Origin of the sequence: Pseudomonas asgharzadehiana (assembly GCF_019139815.1) — a bacterium.
In the GTDB taxonomy this organism is placed as follows: domain Bacteria; phylum Pseudomonadota; class Gammaproteobacteria; order Pseudomonadales; family Pseudomonadaceae; genus Aquipseudomonas; species Aquipseudomonas asgharzadehiana.
Genome location: NZ_CP077079.1, coordinates 4,458,157 through 4,482,348, shown reverse-complemented (window position 1 = coordinate 4,482,348; position 24,192 = coordinate 4,458,157). Strand labels below are relative to the sequence as shown.

Here is a 24,192-nt window from a genome sequence, read left to right as displayed (position 1 = left end):
CGCTATTCTAGAGTGTAGGGATTGCCGGGTGTTGTGAACTTTGACGGCATAATGCGCGCTTAATCCACGGCTTCTCTAATCGCCCCATCTTTTATGAAGGGTTCAGCATGCACGTACTGGTCTGTGAAGACGACGAACTGATCGCCAGCGGCATCGTGGCCGGCCTCGGTGCCCAGGGCTTTACCGTCGAGCGCGTGGCGACGGCCGCTGCCGCGCGGGCGATGCTCAAGGCCGCGACCTTCGACATCATGGTGCTGGACCTGGGCCTGCCCGACGAAGATGGCCTCAAGCTGCTGCAACAACTGCGCAGCCAGGGCCTGGAGATTCCAGTGCTGATCCTCACCGCGCGCGATTCGGTGACCAACCGCGTCGACGGCCTGCAAGCCGGCGCAGACGACTACCTGCTCAAACCCTTCGACCTGCGCGAATTGGCCGCCCGCCTGCAAACCTTGCTGCGTCGCATGGCGGGGCGCAGTGTCAATTTGATCGAGCATGGCCGGTTGAGCTACGACCCGAGCAGCCGCGAAACCTTGCTCGGCGGCCAGCCGGTTGATTTGTCGCGCCGCGAGCAGGCGCTGTTGCAGGCCCTGCTGCACAACAAGGGGCGAGTGCTCTCCAGCGAACAACTCAAAGACAGCGTCTACGGTTTTAACGACGAACTGGAAAGCAACGCGCTCAATGTGCATATCCATCACCTGCGCCGAAAACTGGGGAATGGCATCGTCGAAACCGTGCGCGGCCTCGGTTACCGCCTGGGCCCGGCGGACGACGGCGAGAGTGCGTCGTGAAGAGCCTGCGCCTGCGCCTGACCTTCAAGCTCGGCGCTGCCTTTGTAGTGATCTGGGCCCTGGCGGCGGCCTGGATGCTCAACGATCTGCGTAACCAGATGATGTTTTCCCTCGACCAGCGCCTGGTGGCGTCGGCGCGCATGGTGGCGGGGCTGACCGAACAGATGCCGGGCCTGGCCAGTATCAGCGGCGGCGCGCACTTGCGTACCGAACAGCTGCATGTGCCGGGCGGCATGGCCTGTCAGGTCAGCTCGTTGCGCGGGGAAATCCTCGCGCGCAGCCACACCACGCCGGATCAGGGCCTTGAGTCGCAACGCAGTGGCTTTCGCGACCAGACGATCGACGGCGTAGGCTGGCGCAGCTTTACCCTGTCCCGTGGCGACCTGTTGATTACCACCGCCGACCGCCAGGTGGAGCGTGAAGCGCTGAACATGTCGATCCTGCTGGCGGCGTCGGTGCCGGTGGGCGTGGCCATGCTGGGCTGCCTGTGCCTGCTGTGGCTGGGCATCGGCCAAAGCCTGCTGCCGCTCAACCGCATGCGTGACGCGCTGATGCGGCGCAGTGCCGACTCCCTTGAGCCGCTGCAGATCCACCCGTTGCCCAGTGAGCTCAAGCCGCTGCTCGACACCCAGAACCAACTGTTGCAACGCATCGCCAAGACCATCGAGCGCGAACGCCGCCTGACCGGCGACGCCGCCCACGAACTGCGCAGCCCGTTGACCGCGATCAAGACCCACCTGCAAGTGGCGCGCATGACCGACGGCGCGGCCCGCGACCAGTCGCTGGCACATGCCGAGGAGGGCGCCGACCGCCTGCATCGCACCCTGGAACAATTGCTGCTGCTGGCGCGGGTGGAAGGCAGCCTGTCGTTTGACGATGGCTTGCAGTCCAGCGCCGAAGAGGTCGCGCGGCTGGCGATTGAGGATGCCAATGCGGGGGATAACGCACGTATCGACCTGATCCTGGCGCAAAACCTCACCGGCGCGCCGGTGGAAATGCCCGTTGGCCTGGCGGTTGCGGCCCTGCGCAACCTGCTGGATAACGCCTTGCGCCACACCCCGGCGGACACTCGGGTCGAACTCAGTGTGTTCACTGCCAAGGATCACGTGGTGTTCCGCGTGCGTGACCATGGCCAGCAGATTTCCAGCGAAGACCTGCAATACCTGACCCAGCGCTTCTGGCGCAACGGCAACAGCGAAGGTTGCGGGCTGGGCCTGGCAATCGTGCAAGCGATCGTGCAGCGCTGTTCGTGCTCGCTGAAATTTGACAGTCAGGTCGATGGGTTGCGTGTCGACCTGGGCATGCCACTGCGACGCTGATCCTTTTTCCAAGTGCCAAATAGTTACCGCCCGCCTGGGGTTCAAGCCTTCAGGATGGCGGTAATTTTTTTGTGCTTGAACGGGCCGAAAGACTCGGCCTGTATTGAAAAGGACGGTTCTTATGTTGGTCATCGACACCAGTTTCCCCGCCACCGGTTTCAACGATCGCAACGGCGAGCCCGTTGGGCAGCTGCTTGTGCATTACACCGCGGCGCCTTTTGCGTCGTCCCTGCGCACCCTGACCCGGGACGGCGTCAGCGCTCACTACTTGCTGCCCGACCCGCATGAACCCAGCTATCGCGCCGCCGGTTACGACGAGTTGCGCGCGTTTCGCCTGGTCGACGAAGACAAGCGCGCCTGGCATGCCGGCGTAAGCCAGTGGGGCGGGCGGGATAACCTCAATAGCCGCTCGATTGGCATCGAGATCGTCAACCTGGCAAGGGATGACGGTGGCGTGTTCACCTTTCCTGCGTATGGCGAGGAACAGATCGAGGTGTTGATAGCGCTGCTGCGCGACATTCTTGGCCGCTACCCACGGGTTGGGCCGACGGACATCCTCGGACATTCGGACGTGGCCTTTTGGCGCAAGAGCGATCCCGGACCTCGTCTGCCCTGGCGGCGTTTGTTCGAGGCGGGCGTCGGCGCCTGGTTTGATGAGGCGACGCGTGCCATGTACCAGCGCCGGTTTTGCCTCGGGCTGCCGCCGGAGGTGGAAGTGGAGCGGGCGTTCCAGCGCTATGGCTATGCACCGGCCAAAAATCGCCAGGGCTTTGAGCTCCGGACGCGGGCGTTTCAGATGCATTTTCGGGCGCGGGATTATTGTGGGTTTCTGGATGCCGAGACCTGCGCGATTTTGTACGCGCTGAACGAAAAATACCGCGGCCTGTAACGCTGATCGCTTTCACATTTCAGGCTTGATCCACCCATAACGATTACCGGCCCTAAATCCCTGCGGCGCTGATGCGTTTCCAGAACAGGAAATCCGTGCGCATGCCCTTGGGCCAGACGCCAACGGATCGGCAGTTTGGTCACCATCATCAGCGTATTGAGGGATCGAGAAATGTCAGTCGCTACCAGTCGTATCGAAGACGCCCAGGTGCATGAAACGCTCTACCAGTTCGACGAGACGCCGCTGCTGGCCCGTCAGCGTCAGCAGGAGTCCAACGCCCGCAGCTACCCACGGCGCATCCCCCTGGCGCTCAAACGTGCCAAGGGCATTTACGTGGAAGACGTGGAAGGTCGCCAGTTCATCGACTGCCTGGCCGGTGCGGGTACCCTGGCGCTGGGGCACAACCACCCGGTGGTGATCCAGGCCATCCAGCAGGTGCTGAGCGACGAATTGCCGTTGCACACCCTCGACCTGACCACGCCGGTCAAAGACCAATTCGTACAGGACCTGTTCGGCCTGTTGCCTGAAGCGCTGGCGCGGCAAGCCAAGATCCAGTTCTGTGGCCCCACCGGCACCGATGCGGTGGAAGCCGCGTTGAAACTGGTGCGCACTGCCACCGGGCGCAGCACCGTGCTTTCGTTCCAGGGCGGTTATCACGGCATGAGCCAGGGCGCGTTGAGCTTGATGGGCAGCCTGGGGCCGAAGAAACCCTTGGGTGCATTGCTGGGCAATGGCGTGCAGTTTTTGCCGTACCCCTATGACTATCGCTGCCCGTTCGGCCTGGGCGGCGCGCAAGGCGTGCGTGTCAACCTGCATTACCTGGAAAACCTGCTCAACGACCCGGAGGCCGGGGTGCTGCTGCCGGCGGCGGTGATTGTTGAAGTGGTACAGGGCGAAGGCGGTGTGATCCCGGCGGACCTCGACTGGCTGCGTGGCCTGCGGCGCATCACCGAGCAGGCCGGTGTGGCGTTGATCGTCGATGAGATCCAGAGCGGTTTTGCGCGCACCGGCAAGATGTTTGCCTTTGAACACGCCGGGATCATCCCGGATGTGGTGGTGCTGTCCAAGGCCATCGGCGGTAGCTTGCCGCTGGCGGTGGTGGTGTATCGCGACTGGCTGGACACCTGGCTGCCGGGCGCGCATGCCGGGACGTTCCGTGGCAATCAGATGGCCATGGCGGCGGGCTCGGCGGTGATGCGCTACCTCAAGGAACACGACCTGGCCGGCCATGCCGCGGCCATGGGCGAACGCCTTGGCGAGCATCTGCGCATCCTGCAACGGGATTTCCCGCAACTGGGGGATATTCGTGGTCGTGGGCTGATGCTCGGCGTGGAACTGGTAGACCCGCACGGTACGCCGGATATCCAGGGCCATCCGCCCGTGGACCGCCAATTGGCGCCGCGTGTGCAGCGCGAATGCCTCAAGCGCGGGCTGATCCTGGAGCTGGGCGGCCGACACGGTAGCGTGGTGCGCTTCCTGCCGCCGCTGGTGATTACCGCCGCCGAAGTCGACCGTGTGGCCGAGATTTTCGGGCGAGCCCTGGCGGCCGCGGTCGCCAGCCTCTAATTTTTCGACGACTTGGTACGTTTCTACAGATATCAGCGCTGCGCGTGGTGCGCAGCCAGCCTTTGAGCAACGGAGAACAGCAATGACCTCAGTATTTGACCGCGACGACATCCTGTTTCAGGTAGTGGTCAACCATGAAGAACAATATTCCATCTGGCCCGACTACAAGGCCGTGCCGGAAGGTTGGCGCACCGTGGGCAAGAGCGGTCTGAAAAAAGAATGCCTGGCCTACATTGAAGAAACCTGGACCGACATGCGCCCGTTAAGCCTGCGCCAGAAAATGGACGGCGCTGCGCTGGCCTGACTCACCCCGTGTGGCGAGCAAGCACGCTTTCTCGCCACCACCGGACGGCTTCTGCGGGTTCACGCGGTCTTGTCTTTTTCCAGCCCGCCCGTAGCGCCCGTCACCACCTGCACACTCAAACGCGGCGTGGCCAGGTCCAGCCCTGCTTCGTCGAGTTGCCGCTTGAGCGCCAGGTTGAATGCCCGCGACACTTCCCATTGCTTGATCGGCGCCGTCTTGAAGCGTGCACGCAGGATCGCGCTGCCTGATTCGAAACTCTCCACCCCCTGGATCTCCAGCGGCGACCAGATATTGCGGCGCTGTAGCGGGTCGTTGCGGATTTTCTGGCCCACGTCGCGGATCAACTTGATCGCGGCATCGATCTGCATGTTGTAGGGGATCGCCACCCGGAAGATCGCATAGCCGAACTCACGGGAGTAGTTCTTGATGCTCTTGATTTCGCTGAACGGGATGGTGTGCACGATGCCGTCGATGTCGCGCAGGCGCACGGTGCGGATGGTCAGGCCCTCGACAGTACCGAGGTGGCCGCCCACATCCACGTAGTCGTCGATGGCCAGGGAGTCTTCGATGATGATGAACAGGCCGGTGATCAAATCCGCCACCAGCGACTGCGCACCAAAACCGATGGCCAGCCCGATCACACCGGCACCGGCCAGCAGTGGAGTGACGTTCATGCCCATGTTCGCCAGGGCCACGATGGCGGCGATGATAAAGATGGTTACGAACAGCACGTTGCGGATCAACGGCATCATGGTCTGCGCCCGCGCATTCGCCAGGCCTTTGCGCGAACGGGTGAGCGCGTGGTGGATCGCGGTGTCGCTGAGGATCCAGATCAGCCAGGCAAACAGCAGCGTGCCGGCCAGGCCAAACAGCTTGACCGCGATTTCATGGCCCTCGCCTTCGGCAAAGCCAATCAGCGACAGGCCCCACACCCGTAGGCCCAGCTCGATAAACACCAGCCACACCGCCAAGTGGGCCAGGGTGTAGATGAAGCTTTTCAGGCGCTCGGAATACAGCGCATGACGTTTGTGCCGTTGGGGTTTCAGGGCATGGCGCCGCACCAGGCCATTGATCACCATGCACAACACCAGCAACACCGTGCATAACAACGATTGGCGCAGGGCGGTGCTGGTGTCGCCGGCCGACAGGAAGGTGGCAAACAGCGAAATACCCACCAATAACATCGCCGGCAGGTACCAGAAGGTGCCGATGATCGACAGCGTGTCGGTGAGCGCGCGTCGGGTGAGGCGGCGCGACAGCGGCTGGTTGCGGATCAGGTGCGCAATCGGCCGGCGGAAACGCAGGATAAACACGCCGGTGGAGAGCGCCGCCATTACATTGGCCACGGTCGCAGCGGTATGGGCCAGGTGCTGGCCCAGGGCGGTCACCAGGCGCGGGTCGCTCAACGCTTCGCCAAAGGCGGCAAAGCTGCCGATCAGCCACAGTGGGCGAAATGCCTGGTGGCGCAGGATATACAGCGCGCGGTGACGGTGCGGGCCGTCGAGCAGGGAAAAGGCAATCACGCAGATCGCCGAAAAACAGGTACCCACCACCAGCGCGTAGGCCAGCACCATCGCCAGGGATTTGCCCAGGGACGAGGGCAGGGCATAGCTCAGGTAAACCGTGATCACCAATGCGATCAGCCAAGGCCCCAGTTTGCGCAGGGCAAAGCGCAGCATGTCCCAGGTGCGCGGGTGTTGGGGAAGTTCTTCCGGCAGGCCGAAGCGCTCGCGCACACGGTGGCTGAGCCAGATCAGCGCGGCCGCCAACAGGCTCCACACCGCCAGGATCAGCGCAAAACCGAAGATGATCGGCAGCCACTCACTGGCCGGCAGCATCAAGGCGTCGAGTTCCTCCTTGGCCTGGTCGACTTCATTGGACCAGCGTCCCAGCGGGCTGTCGTTACCCGAAAATTGCTGTTCAAAACCGGACAGCGTGCTGCCGATCAGCCCGAGCACACCTTGCTCGGCCACGGGCTGGGCCTTTTGCGTGGCGGCACGCAGCTTTTTCAGGTCGCTGAGCAGTTGGCTGCGCTGCTGGTCGTTTTCCAGGGTCTTGATCACCTCATCCAGCGACTGCCCCAGAGGTACCTCGGCCTGAGGTTGAGCCTTGGCGGTGCCCCCCAACAGTCCGGGCAAACCCACGGCGTGGGCAGGCGAAGTGGGAAGCAGGATGAGCAGGGCGATCAACAGGTAGCAGGGCAGGGCGAACAGACGGGAAAGCACGAGGCGGTCAACCTTGGAGACGGCAGGTTGACCGAGTGTACGAGGGCAGGCGTCATTCGGCCAGTTTGGCGAGGATCTTGTACACCACGGTACCCAGGATCAGCAGCATACCGACCCACATGCCGAACACGCCGACGGGCTTGTCCCGAAAATTGAACCCCACGGCAAGCAAGAACATGCCGATCAGGATAGGGATAAGCATGGCGTGGAAGGCGGACATGGAGATCATGGGGCGACGGCCTTGTCGGAGTGGGAATACTGACAAGTCTAGGTCGGATTATGGAAAGTGCAGATGATGCAGATCAGTTTGGCCTGGGTCATATTTCCAGAAACACACAGAACCCAATGTGGGGGCTTGCTCCCGATAGCAGAGTTTCAGTCACCAGATTCATTGACTGATACACCGCTATCGGGAGCAAGTCGAATCGTCGCACCGCCCCTCCCACATTTTTTGACCGCATTCAGCCCTTGAGATCAGGGCAGGTCGTGGCTCGCGTAGAACGCACCCAACACTTTCACCAAGTGCGCCAGGTCATGGCTGCCGCACAGTTCACGGATAGAGTGCATGGCGAACGTCGGCAGGCCGATATCGACGGTGCGCACGCCCAGGTGGCTGGCGGTGATCGGGCCGATGGTCGAGCCGCAACCCATGTCGCTGCGCACCACGAAGCTCTGTACGGGCACTTCTTCGGCCATGCACAAGTGGCGGAAGAACCCGGCGGTTTCGCTGTTGGTGGCGTAGCGCTGGTTGCTGTTGACCTTGATCACCGGGCCGGCATTGAGCTTGGGGCCGTGGTTGGCGTCGTGCTTGTCGGCATAGTTGGGGTGCACGCCATGCGCATTGTCGGCAGACACCAGCAGGGATTTCTGGATGGTGCGTACGAACTCGTCACCTTCGGGCAACAGGCGACGCAGGGTCTGTTCCAGCATCGGGCCGTCGGCACCGCACGCCGAGCAGGAACCGACTTCTTCGTGGTCGTTGCACACCAGCACGCAGGTTTCATCACTGTCGCTGGTGAGCAAGGCTTGCAGGCCGGCGTAGCACGACAGCAGGTTGTCCAGGCGCGCACCGGCGATAAAGTCGCCGTTCAGGCCAATCACCGCAGCACTTTGCGTGTCGTAGAAGCTCAGCTCGTAATCGAGCACCACATCGGCGTTCAACCCATGTTCGCGTGCCAATTGCTCGGTGAGTACGGCGCGGAAGTCCACGCGCTCGTCACCGGCAAACTGCGCGAGGATCGGCGGCAGTTCGGTCTGGGCATTGATCGCCCAACCCTGGTTGGCCTCACGGTTCAGGTGAATGGCCAGGTTGGGGATGATGGCAATGGGCAGCTTGAAGTCGATCAACTGGCTCTCGACCTTGCCGTCGCGGCGGAAAGTCACGCGGCCGGCCAGGGACAGGTCACGGTCGAACCACGGTGCCAGCAGTGCGCCGCCATAGACTTCAACGCCCAGTTGCCAGAAACCCTGGCGTTGCAGCTCCGGCTGGGGCTTGACCCGCAGGCACGGGCTGTCGGTATGGGCGCCGACCAGGCGGATACCGCCCAGCAGCGGCGAGTGACGGCCGAGCTTGAAGGCGATGATCGAGGAGTCGTTGCGGGTCACGTAGTAGCGACCGTTGGCTTCGGTGGTCCAGGTCTCGCGTTCGTCGAGACGCTGGTAACCGGCCGCTTCGAGGCGCTGGGCCAGGGCGGCAGTGGCATGAAAAGGAGTAGGGGAGGCCTTGAGGAAGTCAATCAGGCCTTGATTCAACGCTTCGCGCATAAATAGCTCCAGACAGCAGTGCCGCAAGTTTACCGTTCGATAGCGGCAAGTGCACAGAACAAATGTGGGAGGGGCTTGCTCCCGATGGCGGTGGGTCAGCCCATACCTCTGGAGCTGATACACCGCCATCGGGAGCAAGTCGAATCGTCGCACCGCCCCTCCCACCTTTGACGGTGTTCACAGCTTAAAAAGGAGCTGGGCACTCGAAGCGCAAGCGCTCACCGCTTTGCGGGTGCGTGAAGCTCAACATGCTGGCATGCAGGCACAGGCGCGGCCAGGCGGCCAGGGCTTGTTCGTGGGCGTACAGGCCATCACCCAGCAACGGGTGGCCGATGGACAGCATATGCACACGCAACTGGTGCGAACGCCCGGTGATCGGCGTCAGTTCTACCCGGCACCACTCGCCACAACGCTCCAGCACTTTCCAGAAGGTCAGCGCGTGCTTGCCGAACTCATGATCCACCACGTGGCGGGGCTTGGTCGGGGGGTCGTAGCGCAGGGGCAGGTCGATGCTGCCGCTGTCCAGTGCCGGTTGGCCCCAGGCCAGGGCGGTGTAGGCCTTCTCGGTTTCACGGTCGTGAAATTGGCGGGACAGTTCGCGATGGGTATCGGCGTCCCTGGCCAGCAGAATGATCCCCGAGGTTTCCCAGTCCAGTCGATGGACGATGCGGGCTTCGGGGTAGCCGTTTTCCTGCAGGCGGGTGATCAGGCAGTCTTTGTTGTCGTCGGCGCGACCAGGCACCGAGAGCAGCAGGGTCGGCTTGTTCACCACCAGGACGGCGGCGTCCTGATGAAGGATATGGATGTTGGACAACGGCATTAAACAGCCTCGTAACAAACGCCAACGGCGGCTCGACCACCCCGCTCTCGCACAGAGATCAAGGTGATCGAGCCGCCGTGGCGGCCGCCTGTTCGATCAACGATCAGGCAGGGTGATATTGAGTTCCAGAATCGAGCAGCTGCCGTCGTTTTCCAGGGCGACATGCACGTCATCGTTGCCGATATTGACGTACTTGCGGATCACCTCGACCAGTTCCTTTTGCAAGGCGGGCAGGTAGTCCGGGGTACTGCGTTGGCCGCGTTCGTGCGCCACGATGATCTGTAGACGCTCTTTCGCGACCGACGCGGTGCTTGGCTTTTTGTTGGCGCGAAAGAAGTCGAGAAATTTCATTGTTTAGTTGCCTCCAAAGATACGCTCGAAGAATCCCTTCTTCTTTACATCGAGGAAGCGATGTTCCACGGTCTTGCCCAGCAAACGATCGACGGCATCGCTGTACGCCTGGCCGGCGTCGCTCTGGTCGTCAAGAATCACCGGCACGCCCTGGTTGGAAGCCTTCAGCACGGCCTGGGATTCCGGGATCACGCCCAGCAGGGTCACCGCGAGGATTTCCTTCACGTCTTCAACACCGAGCATCTCGCCGTTGCTGACGCGCTCAGGGTTGTAGCGGGTGAGCAGCAAGTGCTCCTTGATCGGCGATTCGCCTTTCTCGGCGCGCTGGGATTTGCTCGCCAACAGGCCCAGCATGCGGTCCGAGTCACGTACCGACGAAACTTCCGGGTTGGTCACCACGATGGCTTCATCGGCGAAGTACATCGCCAGGTGAGCACCGGTTTCGATGCCGGCCGGGGAGTCGCACACCACGTATTCGAAGGTTTCCTTCAGCTCGGCCAGGACCTTGCCCACGCCTTCTTTGGTCAGCGCGTCTTTGTCACGGGTCTGGCTGGCGGCCAGTACGTACAGGTTCTCAAGGCGCTTGTCCTTGATCAGGGCCTGTTGCAGGTTGGCTTCGCCGTTTACCACGTTGACGAAGTCGTACACCACGCGGCGTTCGCAGCCCATGATCAGGTCGAGGTTACGCAAACCGACGTCGAAGTCGACGATGACTGTCTTGTGGCCGCGCAGAGCGAGGCCGGTACCGATAGCGGCGCTGGTGGTGGTCTTACCCACACCACCCTTGCCGGATGTAACCACGAGAATCTTGGCCAAGGTGTTTCACCCCTAAGGAAAAAGGACTTTTCAGCCCCTGAAAAACATCTCTTGAAACTCGCTGCAGGCGGACAGCCCTTGTAGGAAAAAGATGTCGTTTGCGTAAAGGAAACGCCAACTTCAGAAGATTCCTACACAAGTATTGCCGGTTTCGCTGTGCTATCAGAGTCTAGAGATGCTTGGAAAATGCGGCAGTATCCGTTAAAGCCGGGTGATGTTCAACACATCGCCCGCCAGGCTGACCTGCACCCCGGCCCCCCATAGCGGATCACGGCGCAAATCTTCGGAAACCTTGTACCGGCCTGCAATGGAGACCAGCTCAGCGGTCAACTGCTGACAGAAAATACGCGCCTTGGTATCACCCTTGATGCCGGCGAGTGCACGTCCGCGCATCGGGCCGTATACATGGATGTTGCCATCGGCGAGAAGTTCCGCGCCGGGGCTGACCGAAGCGATCACCACCAGGTCGCTTCCTTCGGCGTAAATTTGCTGCCCGCCGCGTACGGGCGAGGTGATGATCTTTGTAGGCTTGATCGTCGGCTCGGGTGGTTTTTCCGGTTTTTTCTTCACTTCACCTTCGCTCGGGTCCAGCGGACGCTCGCGAGCGCCGGACGGCGGCAATACTGGCAGTTCAATGGCGATGGCGGCGGCAATGTCTTCGATACGGCTGGCGCGAATGGCCAGAGTGCGCAGGCCATGGGAGCGGCACACGCGCATCAGGCCGGGCAAGTCGATCACGCCCTGGCCGGCGGGCAGTTTGTCCAGGGCCAGTACCAGCGGGGCATTATTGAAAAAGTTCGGCGCCAGCGCGACCTTGGCGGCGAGCTGGCGGTCCAGGGCGTCGAGGTCGTTGCGGGCCAGTTCCAGCACGGTAATGGCGAGCATGCTGCCTTTCAGCTGGAACACGGGATCTTGGTCTAGCGGTTCGGTTTGGCTCATGGTCGGCATAAAGCGGCTTGTCACGAAAAGTGTCGAGACTTATAACGAGAACACTCACCCGCCGCAAGCCGGGTCGAACCGTTGTAGAATGCGCGGCCCTGTCTTTACCGGAATCTGTAATGGATCGCCCGCGTTTTCGAGCTGCATTTTTTCACCCGCGTTTCTGGCTGTTATGGCTGGGGCTAGGCCTGCTGTGGCTGGTCACCCAGTTGCCCTACCGCACGCTGCTGACCATTGGTCGGTTGCTTGGCGCCGGCATGTACCACGTGGCGGGCGAACGTCGCCGCATCGCCGCGCGTAACCTGCAATTGTGCTTCCCGGAAAAAACCGCCAAAGAGCGCAAGCAACTGCTCAAGCAAAACTTTGCGTCCACCGGCATCGCCTTCTTTGAAATGGCCATGAGCTGGTGGTGGTCGCGCCAGCGCCTGGCGCGGCTGGCCCACGTCGAAGGCCTGGAGCATCTCAAACAAGCGCAGTTGGATGGCAAGGGCGTGATCCTCATGGCCCTGCACTTCACCACCCTGGAAATCGGCGCGGCGCTGCTTGGCCAGAAGCACACCATCGATGGCATGTACCGTGAGCACGGCAACCCCTTGTTCGACTTTATCCAGCGCCGTGGCCGCGAACGCCATAACCTCGACTCCCTGGCCATCGAGCGCGAAGACGTGCGCGGCATGCTCAAGCTGCTGCGTGCCGGCCGTGCCATCTGGTACGCGCCGGACCAGGACTACGGCGCCAAGCAAAGCATCTTTGTGCCATTGTTCGGCATCCAGGCCGCCACCGTCACCGCCACCAGCAAGTTCGCGCGCCTGGGCAAGGCGTTGGTGGTGCCGTTCACCCAGGAGCGCCTGGCCGACGGCAGCGGTTACCGCTTGGTGATCCACCCACCGGTGACCGACTTCCCCGGCGAGACCGACGAAATCGATTGCCTGCGCATCAATCAATGGGTCGAAGCCGCGGTGCGTGAGTGCCCCGAGCAATACCTGTGGACCCACCGGCGTTTCAAGAGCCGGCCACCGGGTGAACCCAAACTGTACGAAAAACGCCGTCGATAAGACCGACTTTTCCCCACATGGAGTGACGCAATGCCCCCATCTGAACCGGTTACAGGTTTGATTCTTTCCGGCGGCGGTGCGCGCGCGGCGTATCAGGTGGGGGTGTTGGCGGCAATTGCCGAACTGCTGCCGCCGGGGGCACCCAACCCATTTCCGGTGATCGTCGGCACCTCGGCCGGCGCGATCAATGCGGTGAGCCTGGCCAGCGGTGCGATGGACTTCAGGGCGGCGGTGCAACGCCTTACCGCGTTCTGGCAGGGCTTTCGCAGCCATCTGGTGTTGCGCAGCGATTGGCCTGGCGTGGTCCGCCAGGCGAGTCGCTTCCTGATCCACAGCCTGTTCGGCCTGGGCCGGCAATTTCCTGTGGCATTGCTCAACAGTTCACCGCTGCGCGACTTGCTGCAGGACAAGCTGCACCTGGCGGGGATCGACGAAGCCATCCGGCAACAGCACCTGCATGCGGTAGCGGTGACCGCGTTCGGCTACGAGTCCGGGCAAGCGGTGACCTTCTACCAAGGCGGCGGCACCATCGACGCATGGCTGCGGCACCGCCGTATCGGCATACCCACCCAACTGACGGTTGAACACCTGCTGGCCAGTTCGGCGATCCCGTTGTTATTTGCCCCGGTCAAACTCGACGAGGAGTACTTCGGCGACGGTGCCGTGCGCCAATCCGCACCCATCAGCCCGGCCCTGCACCTGGGCGCCAGTCGCGTACTGGTGGTGGGCGTCAGCGGCAACCCACGGGGCAACGAGCCGGCGATACAACGCACGTACACCGGCCAGCAACCGACGCTGGCGCAGATCGGTGGGCATATGCTCAACAGCACGTTCATTGACAGCCTGGAAAGCGACATCGAACTGCTGGAGCGCCTGAACCAGTTCAGCCATTTGCAACCGGCCGACAGCACGGCCCGTGGCCTGGCGCCTGTAGACGTGTTGGTGATCGCACCCAGCCAGCCGATCGATGAAATCGCGGCACGGCATCGCCAGGAGCTGCCGGCGGCGTTGCGTTTGTTCTTGCGTGGCCCAGGGGCGACCAAGACGAGCGGGGCGGGGGTGTTGAGTTATTTGCTGTTCGAGGCGGGGTATTGCAGCGAGTTGATCGAGTTGGGGCGCAGCGATGCGTTGGCCAAGCGCGAAGAAATCACGCGGTTCCTGGGCATAAACCCAATCTGAATGTGTGAGGGGGCAAGCCCCCTCACACATGGGTTTGCAGTGCTCTTTAGAAGTGGTACTTGACCAGGAAACTCGCCGTGTCCTGCGTCGTCTTGAACGCGCCCGAATCTTCGATCCCGTACTTGTTCTTCCAATAGTCGTATTCAAAGCCGACATACAGCTGCTTGTCGCCCCAATGCAACGCCTTGCCCAAGTCATATTTGACCTGCGGGTTGAAGTGCAGGTTGGCGTGATAGGTGCCACGGGCGTTCTTGTCGTTGTCCACCACCCAATCCATAAAGCCGTCGATCAGGATATTGGAGTTGCCCACCGGCAGGGTGTACGACCACACCGGGGTGATCTGCCACACGCCATCACCCGGGCGATTGCCTTCGGTCTGGCGCTGGTAGAAGTTCAGCTGGAAATAATCGAAACCGGGGATGTTCAAGTCAAAGCCCGGGCCGACCAGGTACGACTCGTTGTCGCCTTCGCCGAACTCATAAGTCATGGCCAGCAGCACATCTTTGATCGGGCCGAAGGACAGGTCTTTGTCGAGAATCTTGCCGAATGACAACCGTGGGCTGAACTCGCCGTAGTAAGTATTCGGGCCGACGTTGCCGTCTTCCTTGCCGTTGTAAAAGAGGCGGTCGAGGAAGAAGAAGTTGTCGCCGTACTTCCACGCGTCGGCGTGTTCGAAGGTGACGGTCTGCTGGATCTGCGGGTTGATGGTAAAGCTCTTGCCCCACAGGTAGGTCAGGCTGTTGTTCTGCCACTGCAACAAGTCACCCGCCACGGCCTGGCCGCCGGCCAGCAGGGATCCTGCCAACACCAGGCCTTTGAACAGAGGTTTCATTCGGTTGCTCCCGAGTTAAGGTTTTATGGTTTTTCTCATGTGGCGCTCTGATGTGGCGCCTTTGGTTTCGCTGAAAAACTCGTCTGATTGGTCAGCTTTATGGCTACAGCAAAAGCCGCGCCAAGGCGGTAAAACCACCGTCGATACAAGCGGGCGCGGAGAATACTGGCTCCCACGTCTGGGCTCAAGTGCGCCGTTACAGCGCGCACAGGGCGACAATGGGGCATGTTTCAGGTATGGGCGTGCTCAACCGCAACGCGTTCAGCGCCGCCAAGGATGTTAAACAGTATGTTCAGCGACAACGCGCTGAGGGTGGCCATGGCGATGCCGCTATGGGTAATCGGGCTCATCCACAGCGGCAGTTGTGCAAAGAATTCCGGGCGCACCACCGGGATCAGGCCCATGCCGATGCTCACCGCCACCAGCAACTGGTTGCGACGGTCAGCGATGTCGGATTCCTGGAGGATCTTGATACCGGTGGCCGCAACCATGCCGAACATGGCAATGGCCGCGCCGCCGAGCACTGCCGGCGGTATCGACGCCACCAGATAGGCGGCCTTGGGTAGCAGGCTGAGCACGATCAGGAACGCGCCGGCCATGATCGTCACCGAGCGGCAGCGCACGCCGGTCATCTGCACCAGGCCGATATTCTGCGCGAAGGAGGAATGGGTAAACGTGTTGAAAAAACCGGCGAAGAACGATGCGCCGGCGTCACACAGCAAACCGCGGCGCAGCATCTTCGGCGTGACCTCCTGGTCGGTGATCTTGCCCAGGGCGAGGAACATGCCGGTGGATTCGACAAAGATGATCACCACCACCAGGCACATCGACAGGATCGGCGCCAGCTCGAACGTCGGCATACCGAAGTGCAGCGGTGTCACCACCTGCACCCAGGGCGCCTGGGCCAGGCCACTGAGGTCGACCATGCCGATCATGCCGCACAGGCCGTAGCCCAGGCCCATGCCGATCAACACGGAGATATTCACCCAGAAACCCCGCATGAAGCGGTTGATCAGCAGGATGGTGGCCAGTACCAGGGCGGCAATCGCCAGGTAAATCGGCGAACCGAAGGTAGCGGCGGCGCTGCCGCCACCGGCCCAGTTCACGGCTACGGGAAACAGCGACAGGCCGATGGCGGTGATCACCGTGCCGGTCACCAGGGGTGGAAAGAAGCGCACCACCTTGGACATGAACGGCGCGATCAACATGCCGAAGAACCCGGCGGCGATGGTTGCGCCGAAGATGCCTTGCAAGCCGATACCGGGCATGCCGGCCATGGCGACCATGCTGCCGACGGCGGCGAAACTGGCGCCCATCATCACCGGCATGCGAATGCCCACCGGGCCGATGCCGAACGACTGCACCATGGTGGCAATACCGGCCACCAGCAGGTCGGCGTTGATCAGGAAGGCGATTTCTTCACGGCTCAGGCCCGCGGCCTGGCCGATGATCAAAGGCACGGCGACGGCGCCGCCGTACATCAGCAAGACGTGTTGCAGGCCTACCAGGATCAGTTGCAAGAGGGGCAGCCGCGCCATTGCGGGCGCGGCAGGAGTCTGCGGTTCTAACTGGGACATGCAACACCTCGAATCTTTTTATTGTTGTGTTGTGTGGAACGCACTCTTCAAAACACTGCTGATCCCCTGTGGGAGGGGGCTTGCTCCCGATGGCGGTGTGTCATTCAAAGCATCAGTGACTCAAACACCGCCCTCTGGAGCAATCCTGTATGTATCAGATCAGTTGGTTCGCGCCCCCTGATTGATCCAGGCACCAATCAAATCCCGCTCCTGCTGGGTCATCTGCGTGATGTTGCCCAGTGGCATGATCTGGCTCGCCACGGCTTGCGCCTGGATGCGCGCGGCCTGCTGCTGGATCTGCTGCGGGGTGTCGAACATCACGCCGGCCGGTGCGGTGCTGAACAACGGGCTGGTGGGTTTGGCCGAGTGGCACACCGTGCAGCGTTGCTCGATCACATGGTGCACCTGGCCGAAGTCGGTGCCGGCCTGGGCCGGTGCCGGTTCAGCGGCCGGCGCGGCGGGCGCTGCGGGTTTCAAGCCGCCGCCCAACGCCGTTTCCGGCAGTGGCTGGTATTCGATGGCCGCGGGTGCCTTGGCAATCGGCTCCGCCGGCTTGGGCCCGGTGACGTACGCCAGGCTGATCATCGCCAACGCGCCCACCGGCAGGGTCCACGCGTACTTCTGGCTGTTGTGACGGGTGTTGAAGTAATGCCGCACCAACACCGCCGCCACCGCGATACCCGCCAGGATCAGCCAGTTGTATTGGCTGCCGTAGGTGCTCGGGAAGTGGTTGCTGATCATGATGAACAGCACCGGCAAGGTGAAGTAGTTGTTGTGGCGTGAACGCAGCAAGCCCTTGGCCGGCAGGGCCGGGTCGGGTGTGCGGTTCTCGGCGATGGCGGCCACCAGCGCGCGCTGCGCCGGCATGATGATGCGGAACACGTTGCCCACCATGATGGTGCCGATCACCGCACCCACGTGCAGGTAGGCGCCACGGCCGCTGAACACTTTGCTGAAGCCATAGGCGGCCGCAATCAACAGCACGAACAGGATAAAACCGAGCAGGGCAGGGCGCTTGCCCAGGGCCGAGTCGCACAGGAAGGAATAGATAAACCAGCCGGCGAACAGTGAGCCGATGCCCAGCAACACGCCTTCGGTGCCGCTGAGTGTGCTGCCGGGGGCGAGCAGGTACAGCGTGGGGTTCCAGTAGAACACCACGCACAGCAGCGCGACGCCCGACATCCAGGTGAAATAGGCTTCCCATTTGAACCAGTGCAGGTTGTCCGGCATGGTCGGTGGGGCCAGTTTGTATTTTTCCAGGTGGTAGATACCGCCACCGTGGATCGCCCACAAGTCACCGGCCAGGCCGCTCTTGGGATTGACGCGATTAAGGTTGTTTTCCAGCCAGACAAAGTAGAAAGAAGCGCCGATCCAGGCGACGCCAGTGATCATGTGAACCCAGCGCACGCTCAGGTTCAGCCATTCCAACAGATGTGCTTCCACAGTCTTTACCTCTCGCCTGTCACCCTTGTTGTCGGGTGATCCGGCCTTCTCTTATTGGTGGGGGGCGAGGATCAACCGCTCATCCTCTTCAAAAAAATGCTCATCGCAGTTATTGCCTGTGCCACTGCGATCAACCACCAGGAAGTCATCCCGCTTTTCGATCGTCAGCACCGGGTGGTGCCAGACGCCGCGATGGTAATTAATGCCCTGCCTGCCGTTGGTAACGAAGGCGCGGACCAAGCCCGATACAGGTGCATCGCCAAGTGGCGCGACCACGATCAGAAAGGGGTTGCCGAGCAGCGGAATGAAAGCCTGGCTGCCCAGCGGGTGTCGCTCCAGCATGCACACGGTCAACGGCATATCAAGCGCGTCGGCGCGGAAGATGCTGATGATGGCGCGGTCTTCAGGCTGTGCTGTTTCGACCGTCGCCAGTTTGTGAAAGCGCATGGTCGACCCGTTGTTGATCATGAAGTGATCGCTGCCGTCGGTTTCGATAACGTCTCCGAAAGGGGCGAAGGCTTCTTTGGTCAGGGGTTCGATCATCAGTGTGCGCATGGCTGTCTTCTTAAGTTTTCGAATTTGATGTTGTCTGGTCTACCGCGATTGGGTCGACCCTTATTTGGCTACCTTGCCCAACACACGCAGGCGACTCACACCACCGTCCGGGAACACATTCAAGCGGATGTGGGTAATCGGCCCCAGCGCCTTGATCTGCTCGGCGAAGGTGTGTTCGGCGTGCATTTCCAGCTTCTGCGCCGGCAGCAGTTCGCGCCAGAACAACGATTGGGTTTCGATCTGGCTGTCGGTGCCGCCTTTTACGAAGGCACCCTGGATCGAGCAGGTGTCCGGGTAGTTGCCCTTGAAGTGCAGGGTATCGACGATGATTTTTTCGATCTCGCCCGGGTGGCCCAGCGCGACGATCACCCAGTCATTGCCCGGTGTACGACGCCGTGCGGTTTCCCAGCCGTCGCCCATGTTGATGCCGCGGCCGGGGTTGAGGATGTTGCTCATGCGGCCGAAGTGTTCATCGGAACAGGCCAGGGCACGGCCACCATTGAGCGCGGCGGCCAGGTCGACCTGTTCGTTGTCGCCTACAGACGACCAGTCGCGGTACGGCACGCCGTACACCCGCAGGCGGGCCACGCCGCCATCCGGGTAAATGTTGAAGCGCAGGTGGCTGAACGCCTGTTCGTGGTTGATCTCGTGGTAGTGGTGGCTGTTGCCTTGCAGCTCGACGGCCGACAGCACTTCGGTCCACTGGGTGTTTTCGTCCGGCTCGCCCGAAGCCAGGAAGCAGGCTTCCAGGGAGGCCGACGGCGGGAAGTTGCCGGTGAAGAATGAAGTGTCGATGTCCACGCCCTTGATTCGGCCCGGTACGCCGAGTTGGATCACCGCGCTGTCGTAGCCTTCGAAGCGCTTGCGGCGCGATTCCCAGCCGTCCATCCACTTGCCGTTGTCATCGAAAACGCCCTCCTTCCACACGGCCGGGGTCGGCTGGAACAGGCGGTTGGCGTCAGCGAACCAGTCATCGGTCACCGAGAGAATCTTGGTGCCCAGGCGGGCGTCGGCCAGGTTGACGAACTTCTCGAAAGGTACGGGTTGCGCTTTCATTCTTCTTGTCTGCCTTAGATAGAGTGGCTGGGGATGGACTGCTTAGAGGGTCAGTAAGCGGAACAACGCGATCTTGTTGATCTCGTCCAGCGCGCATTTGAACTCGGCGTCCGCAGAGTTGTGGATGCGCGTTTCGAACGCGGCAAGGATCTGGTGCCGGTTGCTGCCTTTTACCGCCATGATGAAGGGAAACTTGAACTTGGCCTTGTAGGCATCGTTCAGCTCGGTGAAGCGTGAGAACTCTTCGGCCGTGCATTGGTGAATCCCCGCGCCAGCCTGTTCATCGGTGCTGGCTTGGGTGAGTTGGCCCTGGACGGCCGCTTTGCCGGCCAGGTCCGGGTGAGCATTGATCAACGCCAGTTGGCTGGCATGATCGGCGCTCAACAGGATGTCGCTCATGCGCTGGTGCAGGGTTTCGATCTGGTCGATCGACGCGTCCTGGCCCAGGTCGTAGGCCTTTTCGGCCACCCATGGCGAATGTTCGTAGATATCGGCGAAGGCGGCGACAAAGGCGTCACGGCTCAAGGTCGACGGTTTCAGGCTGTGAAACGCAGTCATTTCACCGCTCCCGTGCAGGGGTGGGTTTCGTGCCAGTGGCGGGCAATATCGACGCGACGGGTGAACCACACCTGTTCGTGGCTTTTGGCGTACTCGATAAAGCGCTTCAACGACGCCAAGCGGGCAGGGCGGCCGATCAGGCGGCAATGCAGGCCGATGGAGAGCATCTTCGGCGCCTCGGCCCCTTCGGCGTAAAGCACGTCGAAAGCGTCTTTGAGGTACTCGAAAAAATCATCGCCCTTGTTGAAACCCTGCACCTGAGTGAAGCGCATGTCGTTGGTGTCCAGCGTATAAGGGATCACCAGGTGCGGCTTGCCGGTGGGGGTGTTCGGCTCCCAGTAGGGCAGGTCGTCGTCGTAGGTGTCGCAGTCGTAGAGGAAACCGCCTTCTTCCATTACCAGCCGCCGCGTATTGGGGCCGGTGCGGCCGGTGTACCAGCCCAGCGGGCGTTCGCCGGTCAGCTCGGTGAGGATGCGGATGGCTTCGAGCATGTGCTCGCGTTCCTGGGCCTCGTCCATGTACTGATAGTCGATCCAGCGGTAACCGTGGCTGCAGATCTCGTGGCCGGCCTGGACCATGGCACGGATCACATCCGGATGGCGCTGGGCGGCCATGGCCACGGCGAAGATGGTCAACGGAATATCGAATGCCTTGAACAGCTTGAGGATGCGCCACACGCCGGCACGGCTGCCGTATTCGTACAGCGACTCCATGCTCATGTTGCGCTCGCCCTGAAGCGGTTGGGCCGAGACCATTTCCGAGAGGAAGGCTTCGGACTCTTTGTCGCCGTGCAAGATGTTGCGCTCGCCGCCTTCTTCGTAGTTGAGTACGAAAGACAACGCGATGCGCGCCTTGCCCGGCCAGTGGGGGTGAGGAGGGTTACTGCCGTAACCGATCAGGTCGCGTGGGTAGTCAGCGCTCACTGCAGTCTTCCTTCTTGTGCGTGGTAGCAAGTATGTGGCGGCCGGCGGAAAAGATCGGGTGGCGTCACAGCGATGGGCTGATTGTATACAACTTGATGATCACTTTGTAAGCCTGTATTTCTGCATTTTTTCCAGCCTGCCCTCACCGCTTAGCCTTGCAATAAACTTGCCCGCTTGGTCAGTAAATGGATAAAAGGTCGTTTAAAAGCAAGGCCTCTTGAGAATTCGCGGCCAAGACCACGCTGGGAAGCCGCAGCAAAACTTTGTAATTTTTATTGTGTACAATTTTTGTTTAAAGTGTCTTAATCAGCCCGTCGCCCGCTTTTTCATGCCCTGTAAAGGGGCGGCCCGTTTTCACTCGACTTAAGGGAGCCCGATCCATGGGACGACTGACCACACACGTACTGGATGCTGCCCACGGCTGCCCCGGCAGCGCCATCCAGGTTCAACTGTACCGCGTCGAAGGCACGCAGCTTGAGTGGGTCGCCAGCGCGGTCACCAACAGCGACGGTCGTTGCGACGCACCGCTGCTGCAAGGCGACGACTACCGCAGTGGCGTCTACCAGTTGCAGTTCAGCGCCGGCGATTACTACCGTGCCCGTGGCGTGCAATTGCCCGAACCTGCCTTCCTCGACGTGGTGGTGCTGCGCTTTGGCATCAGTGCCGAGCAAGACCACTACCACGTGCCGCTGCTGATTTCGCCTTACAGCTACTCGACCTACCGAGGCAGCTGAGTCGTCACCGCGCTTCACACCCCCAAAGCGACTCAAAGACTTTGCCCTTGCACACTGCGGGCTTTCAGGTGAGTCTCGCCGATAGATCGAGAGGCCCAGGGAACTGTGGGCGGGCACTGCGCGCCTGGGAGGGATCCGTGAAGACTTGCTGGAGTGGGACCGACAGCGCCGACACGAAGAAATCATCTTTGCCAGTACCTCGCCTGACCTGGCCCTGCGAACCGTCGAGCACCAGGTCAAGCGTTATGGGAAAAGCCTGCTGGCGTTGTTGGACCTGGCCGAGCCGGGTCAGGACACGCCGGCCTATCAGGCGCTTTTGGCGTTGGACACTCAGTGCCAGGCTCATGCGGCCACGATACGCACCTTGATAAACGACGCCGGTAAACGCGTGTTCGAGTTCGCGTTCTGCCTTCGAGCCTGTCGTTGAGGAGGGGCGTCTGCCTGCACTCATGAACCGCACGTTGGAAGACCGTGGGCGATTGCAGCTTTTTTCAGCGGCGCGACAGGGGCTGAGTGTGACCGCCCAAAGCCTGTTCACCCTGGCGATGGCCGCGCGAACGCCGCAAGATCTGCGGAAAAACCAGCACGTGTTGCAGCTGTGCGTGGTGCATCTGGTAGGGCACACCATGCAGCACGATCGCTATATCGCGGGCATCGTGGTCATTCATGGCCAAAGCAGCGGGCACTGCGTGGTGTATTGGCCGGCCGCGCCGCACGCCTTGGTCCTTAGCGAATATGCCAGCCTGCAATTGGCCCATGCCGAACTCAACCGTATCGGTGCATTGGCCGCAAACGTTAAGCGGCTGGCGCGCCAAGTCGCGCCGGACTGGGCGTTTGAGGCGATCACCCATCACCCCGACGCAGCCCGCAAAGCCGGCGTTCTCGATCAACTCATACAGACACCCTTGGGTTTTTACATTCGCGGCGCGTGGGTCGTGGCTGAGTTCATCCGCTCGTTCAAGGTCAAGCACCTTGCACCGACAGCCCTCGCCGACGAAATCGAGCAAGTGGTTCATGAGCAAATCGCCTCGGACCCGCTCAATTGGCTGGCGATTGTCGCTACGTCACAAAGCGATGCGTCGGCGCTGTTATACCGCGCCCCTGTGCAGGATCTGCAAAGGCAGACTCAAGCGGCCTGCAATTCCGCCAAGACATTGGATAAATATCGCGTGCGCCGCCTGGATCAGGGCAGCTCGGTCTGGCGGGGTGCGTGGTCTTTTTTCTCACCGTTATCTGGGTTTATTAACCAAGCCTATGAGCTGCTGCTCGCGGCGCGGCGTTATCACCTGAGTGGCGATGCCCGTGATGCGGTGGATGTGGGGTTTATGGCGGCGTTTTTCATCATTGACCTGTTGATGAACTTTCTGCCGGGGCCGAAGGTGAAAAAGCCCGGCGTTCCCGTTGGCTTTTCTGTGGCCAGGTTGCATGCCGCTTTCAGTCGTATGCCCCGCCTGCGCTTAGCCAGGCCTGGCTCACTCCACCGCTTGACGTCGCCGTCGCCCATCGTTCGCTTCAAGGCTCTGGAACGATTCCGGAGCGGATGATCCGCAATTCTGCGGCTGCTACCGACGAATGGCGTGGCTGGAGCACTGAGATAATCGCCGACCTGCCGGCGGTAGAATCGGCGCCTGGGGTCTTTCTGGTGCAGGTTGAGCCGGTGGTGCCTTTGTCGAGTGCTCCCTTTGCCGCGACCTCGGCTCTCTCCGGGGCCGGAGGGTTGCCGTTGGAACGCAATTACTACGTGCTTAAACAGCAGGGCAAGTATTACCGGTTGCTTGAGACGGGTACGGATGCGCCGCTGAACCGAACGGTCTTCGTCATGAAAGATCAGCGGTTGATCAGCGCTGCGGCACCCGCCCCGCCAAACAACCCCGCACTCACCCGATTGAACCAACTCTGCCCCTTGCCGCTGCGCAAATACCGCGCCGCGCCATGGGCGCCGAGGCCGTAAGCCAGCTTGCACAGCAGGTCGAGCACGGTCCAAGTGGCGATCATGACCAGCAACTGCGCCAGGAAAGGGTGTTCACTGCTGAGAAACTGCGGCAGGAACGCGGCAAAAAACAGGATGTCCTTGGGGTTGCTGGCGCCCAGCACAAACGCGCGGCCAAACAACGCGCGAAAGCGCGGCACCGCAGCGGCCTGTGGAACCACCGCGCCCTGGGACGGCAGGCGCGATTGCTGCCAGCTCTGCCAGGCGAGGTAGAACAGGTACAGCGCGCCGACGATCTTCAGGGCGCTGAACAACTGTTCCGATGCCAGCAACAGCGCGCCCAGGCCCAAGGCCGACGCGCTCAACAGACAGATCGACGCAAATACCCCGCCGAGGAACGCCGGGTAGGAGCGGCGCAGGCCATAGTTGAGGCTGTTGCTGATCATCAGCAGCGACAGCGGGCCGGGGATCAGGATCACGATCAATGCAGCGCCGCTGAACAGCAGCCAGGTTTCCACGCTCATTACAGTCCTCCATTCATGTAAAAGCCCCGCCCGAAGGCGAGGCAG

The 24,192-nt window shown here is 61.5% G+C and carries 25 protein-coding genes; 10 read left to right on the top strand and 15 right to left on the bottom strand.

Going from position 1 to position 24,192, the window contains the following annotated elements; all coding sequences use genetic code 11:
* Window positions 1-107 precede the first annotated feature (107 nt).
* From KSS96_RS20240 to KSS96_RS20220, 5 genes are all read left to right on the top strand, one after another.
* Window positions 108-788 (top strand): response regulator, encoded by a 681-nt coding sequence (locus KSS96_RS20240; protein ID WP_017527667.1) that lies wholly within the window; start codon window positions 108-110, stop codon window positions 786-788.
* A complete protein-coding gene (locus KSS96_RS20235) occupies window positions 785-2,107 on the top strand; it encodes an ATP-binding protein (RefSeq protein WP_017527668.1) in 1,323 nt (440 codons plus the stop codon). Before KSS96_RS20240 ends, KSS96_RS20235 begins: the two co-directional genes overlap by 4 nt.
* Before the next feature lie 121 nt (window positions 2,108-2,228).
* Complete coding sequence (locus KSS96_RS20230; protein WP_017527669.1) at window positions 2,229-2,996, top strand: N-acetylmuramoyl-L-alanine amidase; 768 nt, start codon at window positions 2,229-2,231, stop codon at window positions 2,994-2,996.
* 171 nt (window positions 2,997-3,167) lie between these two features.
* On the top strand, window positions 3,168-4,562 hold the full coding sequence (locus KSS96_RS20225) for an aspartate aminotransferase family protein (RefSeq protein WP_017527670.1): 1,395 nt from the start codon (window positions 3,168-3,170) through the stop codon (window positions 4,560-4,562).
* Window positions 4,563-4,644: 82 nt separating this feature from the next.
* A complete protein-coding gene (locus KSS96_RS20220) occupies window positions 4,645-4,866 on the top strand; it encodes an MbtH family protein (RefSeq protein ID WP_017527671.1) in 222 nt (73 codons plus the stop codon).
* Window positions 4,867-4,925: 59 nt separating this feature from the next.
* Here the strand turns inward: KSS96_RS20220 and KSS96_RS20215 are convergent, their stop codons facing one another.
* From KSS96_RS20215 to minC, 7 genes are all read right to left on the bottom strand, one after another.
* Window positions 4,926-7,091 (bottom strand): mechanosensitive ion channel family protein, encoded by a 2,166-nt coding sequence (locus KSS96_RS20215; protein WP_065876504.1) that lies wholly within the window; start codon window positions 7,089-7,091, stop codon window positions 4,926-4,928.
* A gap of 52 nt (window positions 7,092-7,143) precedes the next feature.
* Complete coding sequence (locus KSS96_RS20210) at window positions 7,144-7,320, bottom strand: hypothetical protein (RefSeq protein WP_017527673.1); 177 nt, start codon at window positions 7,318-7,320, stop codon at window positions 7,144-7,146.
* A 245-nt stretch (window positions 7,321-7,565) separates the two neighbouring features.
* The gene (locus KSS96_RS20205; RefSeq protein ID WP_017527674.1) at window positions 7,566-8,855 is read right to left on the bottom strand and encodes a M18 family aminopeptidase; all 1,290 of its coding nucleotides are present in this window, start codon (window positions 8,853-8,855) and stop codon (window positions 7,566-7,568) included.
* 184 nt (window positions 8,856-9,039) lie between these two features.
* Window positions 9,040-9,675, bottom strand: a complete 636-nt coding sequence (locus KSS96_RS20200; RefSeq protein WP_017527675.1) for an RluA family pseudouridine synthase — start codon at window positions 9,673-9,675, stop codon at window positions 9,040-9,042.
* Window positions 9,676-9,771: 96 nt separating this feature from the next.
* A complete protein-coding gene (gene minE / locus KSS96_RS20195) occupies window positions 9,772-10,026 on the bottom strand; it encodes a cell division topological specificity factor MinE (protein WP_003175252.1) in 255 nt (84 codons plus the stop codon).
* A gap of 3 nt (window positions 10,027-10,029) precedes the next feature.
* The gene (gene minD, locus KSS96_RS20190) at window positions 10,030-10,842 is read right to left on the bottom strand and encodes a septum site-determining protein MinD (protein WP_065876503.1); all 813 of its coding nucleotides are present in this window, start codon (window positions 10,840-10,842) and stop codon (window positions 10,030-10,032) included.
* Between the two features lie 201 nt (window positions 10,843-11,043).
* On the bottom strand, window positions 11,044-11,781 hold the full coding sequence (gene minC / locus KSS96_RS20185; protein ID WP_026067245.1) for a septum site-determining protein MinC: 738 nt from the start codon (window positions 11,779-11,781) through the stop codon (window positions 11,044-11,046).
* A gap of 119 nt (window positions 11,782-11,900) precedes the next feature.
* On the opposite strand from minC, the gene KSS96_RS20180 reads away from it, so the two are divergent.
* Together KSS96_RS20180 and KSS96_RS20175 are read left to right on the top strand one after the other, a co-directional pair.
* Entirely contained in the window at window positions 11,901-12,836 is a 936-nt protein-coding gene (locus KSS96_RS20180; protein WP_217855275.1) for a lipid A biosynthesis lauroyl acyltransferase, read from the top strand.
* Window positions 12,837-12,866: 30 nt separating this feature from the next.
* Window positions 12,867-14,015, top strand: coding sequence for a patatin-like phospholipase family protein (locus KSS96_RS20175; RefSeq protein ID WP_065876501.1), 1,149 nt, complete (start codon window positions 12,867-12,869; stop codon window positions 14,013-14,015).
* 46 nt (window positions 14,016-14,061) lie between these two features.
* On the opposite strand, the gene KSS96_RS20170 is transcribed toward KSS96_RS20175, so the two are convergent.
* From KSS96_RS20170 to puuE, 7 genes are all read right to left on the bottom strand, one after another.
* Entirely contained in the window at window positions 14,062-14,847 is a 786-nt protein-coding gene (locus KSS96_RS20170) for an outer membrane protein OmpK (RefSeq protein WP_217855273.1), read from the bottom strand.
* A 230-nt stretch (window positions 14,848-15,077) separates the two neighbouring features.
* A complete protein-coding gene (locus tag KSS96_RS20165; protein ID WP_217855271.1) occupies window positions 15,078-16,424 on the bottom strand; it encodes a nucleobase:cation symporter-2 family protein in 1,347 nt (448 codons plus the stop codon).
* Window positions 16,425-16,583: 159 nt separating this feature from the next.
* Window positions 16,584-17,867 (bottom strand): urate hydroxylase PuuD, encoded by a 1,284-nt coding sequence (locus KSS96_RS20160; protein ID WP_017527682.1) that lies wholly within the window; start codon window positions 17,865-17,867, stop codon window positions 16,584-16,586.
* Window positions 17,868-17,918: 51 nt separating this feature from the next.
* Window positions 17,919-18,422 (bottom strand): ureidoglycolate lyase, encoded by a 504-nt coding sequence (locus KSS96_RS20155; RefSeq protein WP_017527683.1) that lies wholly within the window; start codon window positions 18,420-18,422, stop codon window positions 17,919-17,921.
* A 60-nt stretch (window positions 18,423-18,482) separates the two neighbouring features.
* Complete coding sequence (gene alc, locus KSS96_RS20150) at window positions 18,483-19,478, bottom strand: allantoicase (protein WP_017527684.1); 996 nt, start codon at window positions 19,476-19,478, stop codon at window positions 18,483-18,485.
* A gap of 42 nt (window positions 19,479-19,520) precedes the next feature.
* A complete protein-coding gene (uraD, locus tag KSS96_RS20145; RefSeq protein ID WP_065876486.1) occupies window positions 19,521-20,036 on the bottom strand; it encodes a 2-oxo-4-hydroxy-4-carboxy-5-ureidoimidazoline decarboxylase in 516 nt (171 codons plus the stop codon).
* A complete protein-coding gene (gene puuE, locus KSS96_RS20140; protein ID WP_017527686.1) occupies window positions 20,033-20,959 on the bottom strand; it encodes an allantoinase PuuE in 927 nt (308 codons plus the stop codon). Before puuE ends, uraD begins: the two co-directional genes overlap by 4 nt.
* Window positions 20,960-21,339: 380 nt before the next feature.
* On the opposite strand from puuE, the gene uraH reads away from it, so the two are divergent.
* The 3 genes from uraH to KSS96_RS20125 all read left to right on the top strand — a co-directional run bounded on the left by uraH (window position 21,340) and on the right by KSS96_RS20125 (window position 23,237).
* A complete protein-coding gene (gene uraH / locus KSS96_RS20135; RefSeq protein ID WP_017527687.1) occupies window positions 21,340-21,693 on the top strand; it encodes a hydroxyisourate hydrolase in 354 nt (117 codons plus the stop codon).
* 145 nt (window positions 21,694-21,838) lie between these two features.
* Complete coding sequence (locus tag KSS96_RS20130; RefSeq protein WP_026067246.1) at window positions 21,839-22,120, top strand: hypothetical protein; 282 nt, start codon at window positions 21,839-21,841, stop codon at window positions 22,118-22,120.
* 22 nt (window positions 22,121-22,142) lie between these two features.
* A complete protein-coding gene (locus KSS96_RS20125) occupies window positions 22,143-23,237 on the top strand; it encodes a dermonecrotic toxin domain-containing protein (RefSeq protein WP_065876487.1) in 1,095 nt (364 codons plus the stop codon).
* 283 nt (window positions 23,238-23,520) lie between these two features.
* Here KSS96_RS20125 and KSS96_RS20120 read toward each other — a convergent pair whose 3' ends face one another.
* A complete protein-coding gene (locus KSS96_RS20120) occupies window positions 23,521-24,147 on the bottom strand; it encodes a LysE family translocator (RefSeq protein ID WP_017527688.1) in 627 nt (208 codons plus the stop codon).
* Window positions 24,148-24,192 lie beyond the last annotated feature (45 nt).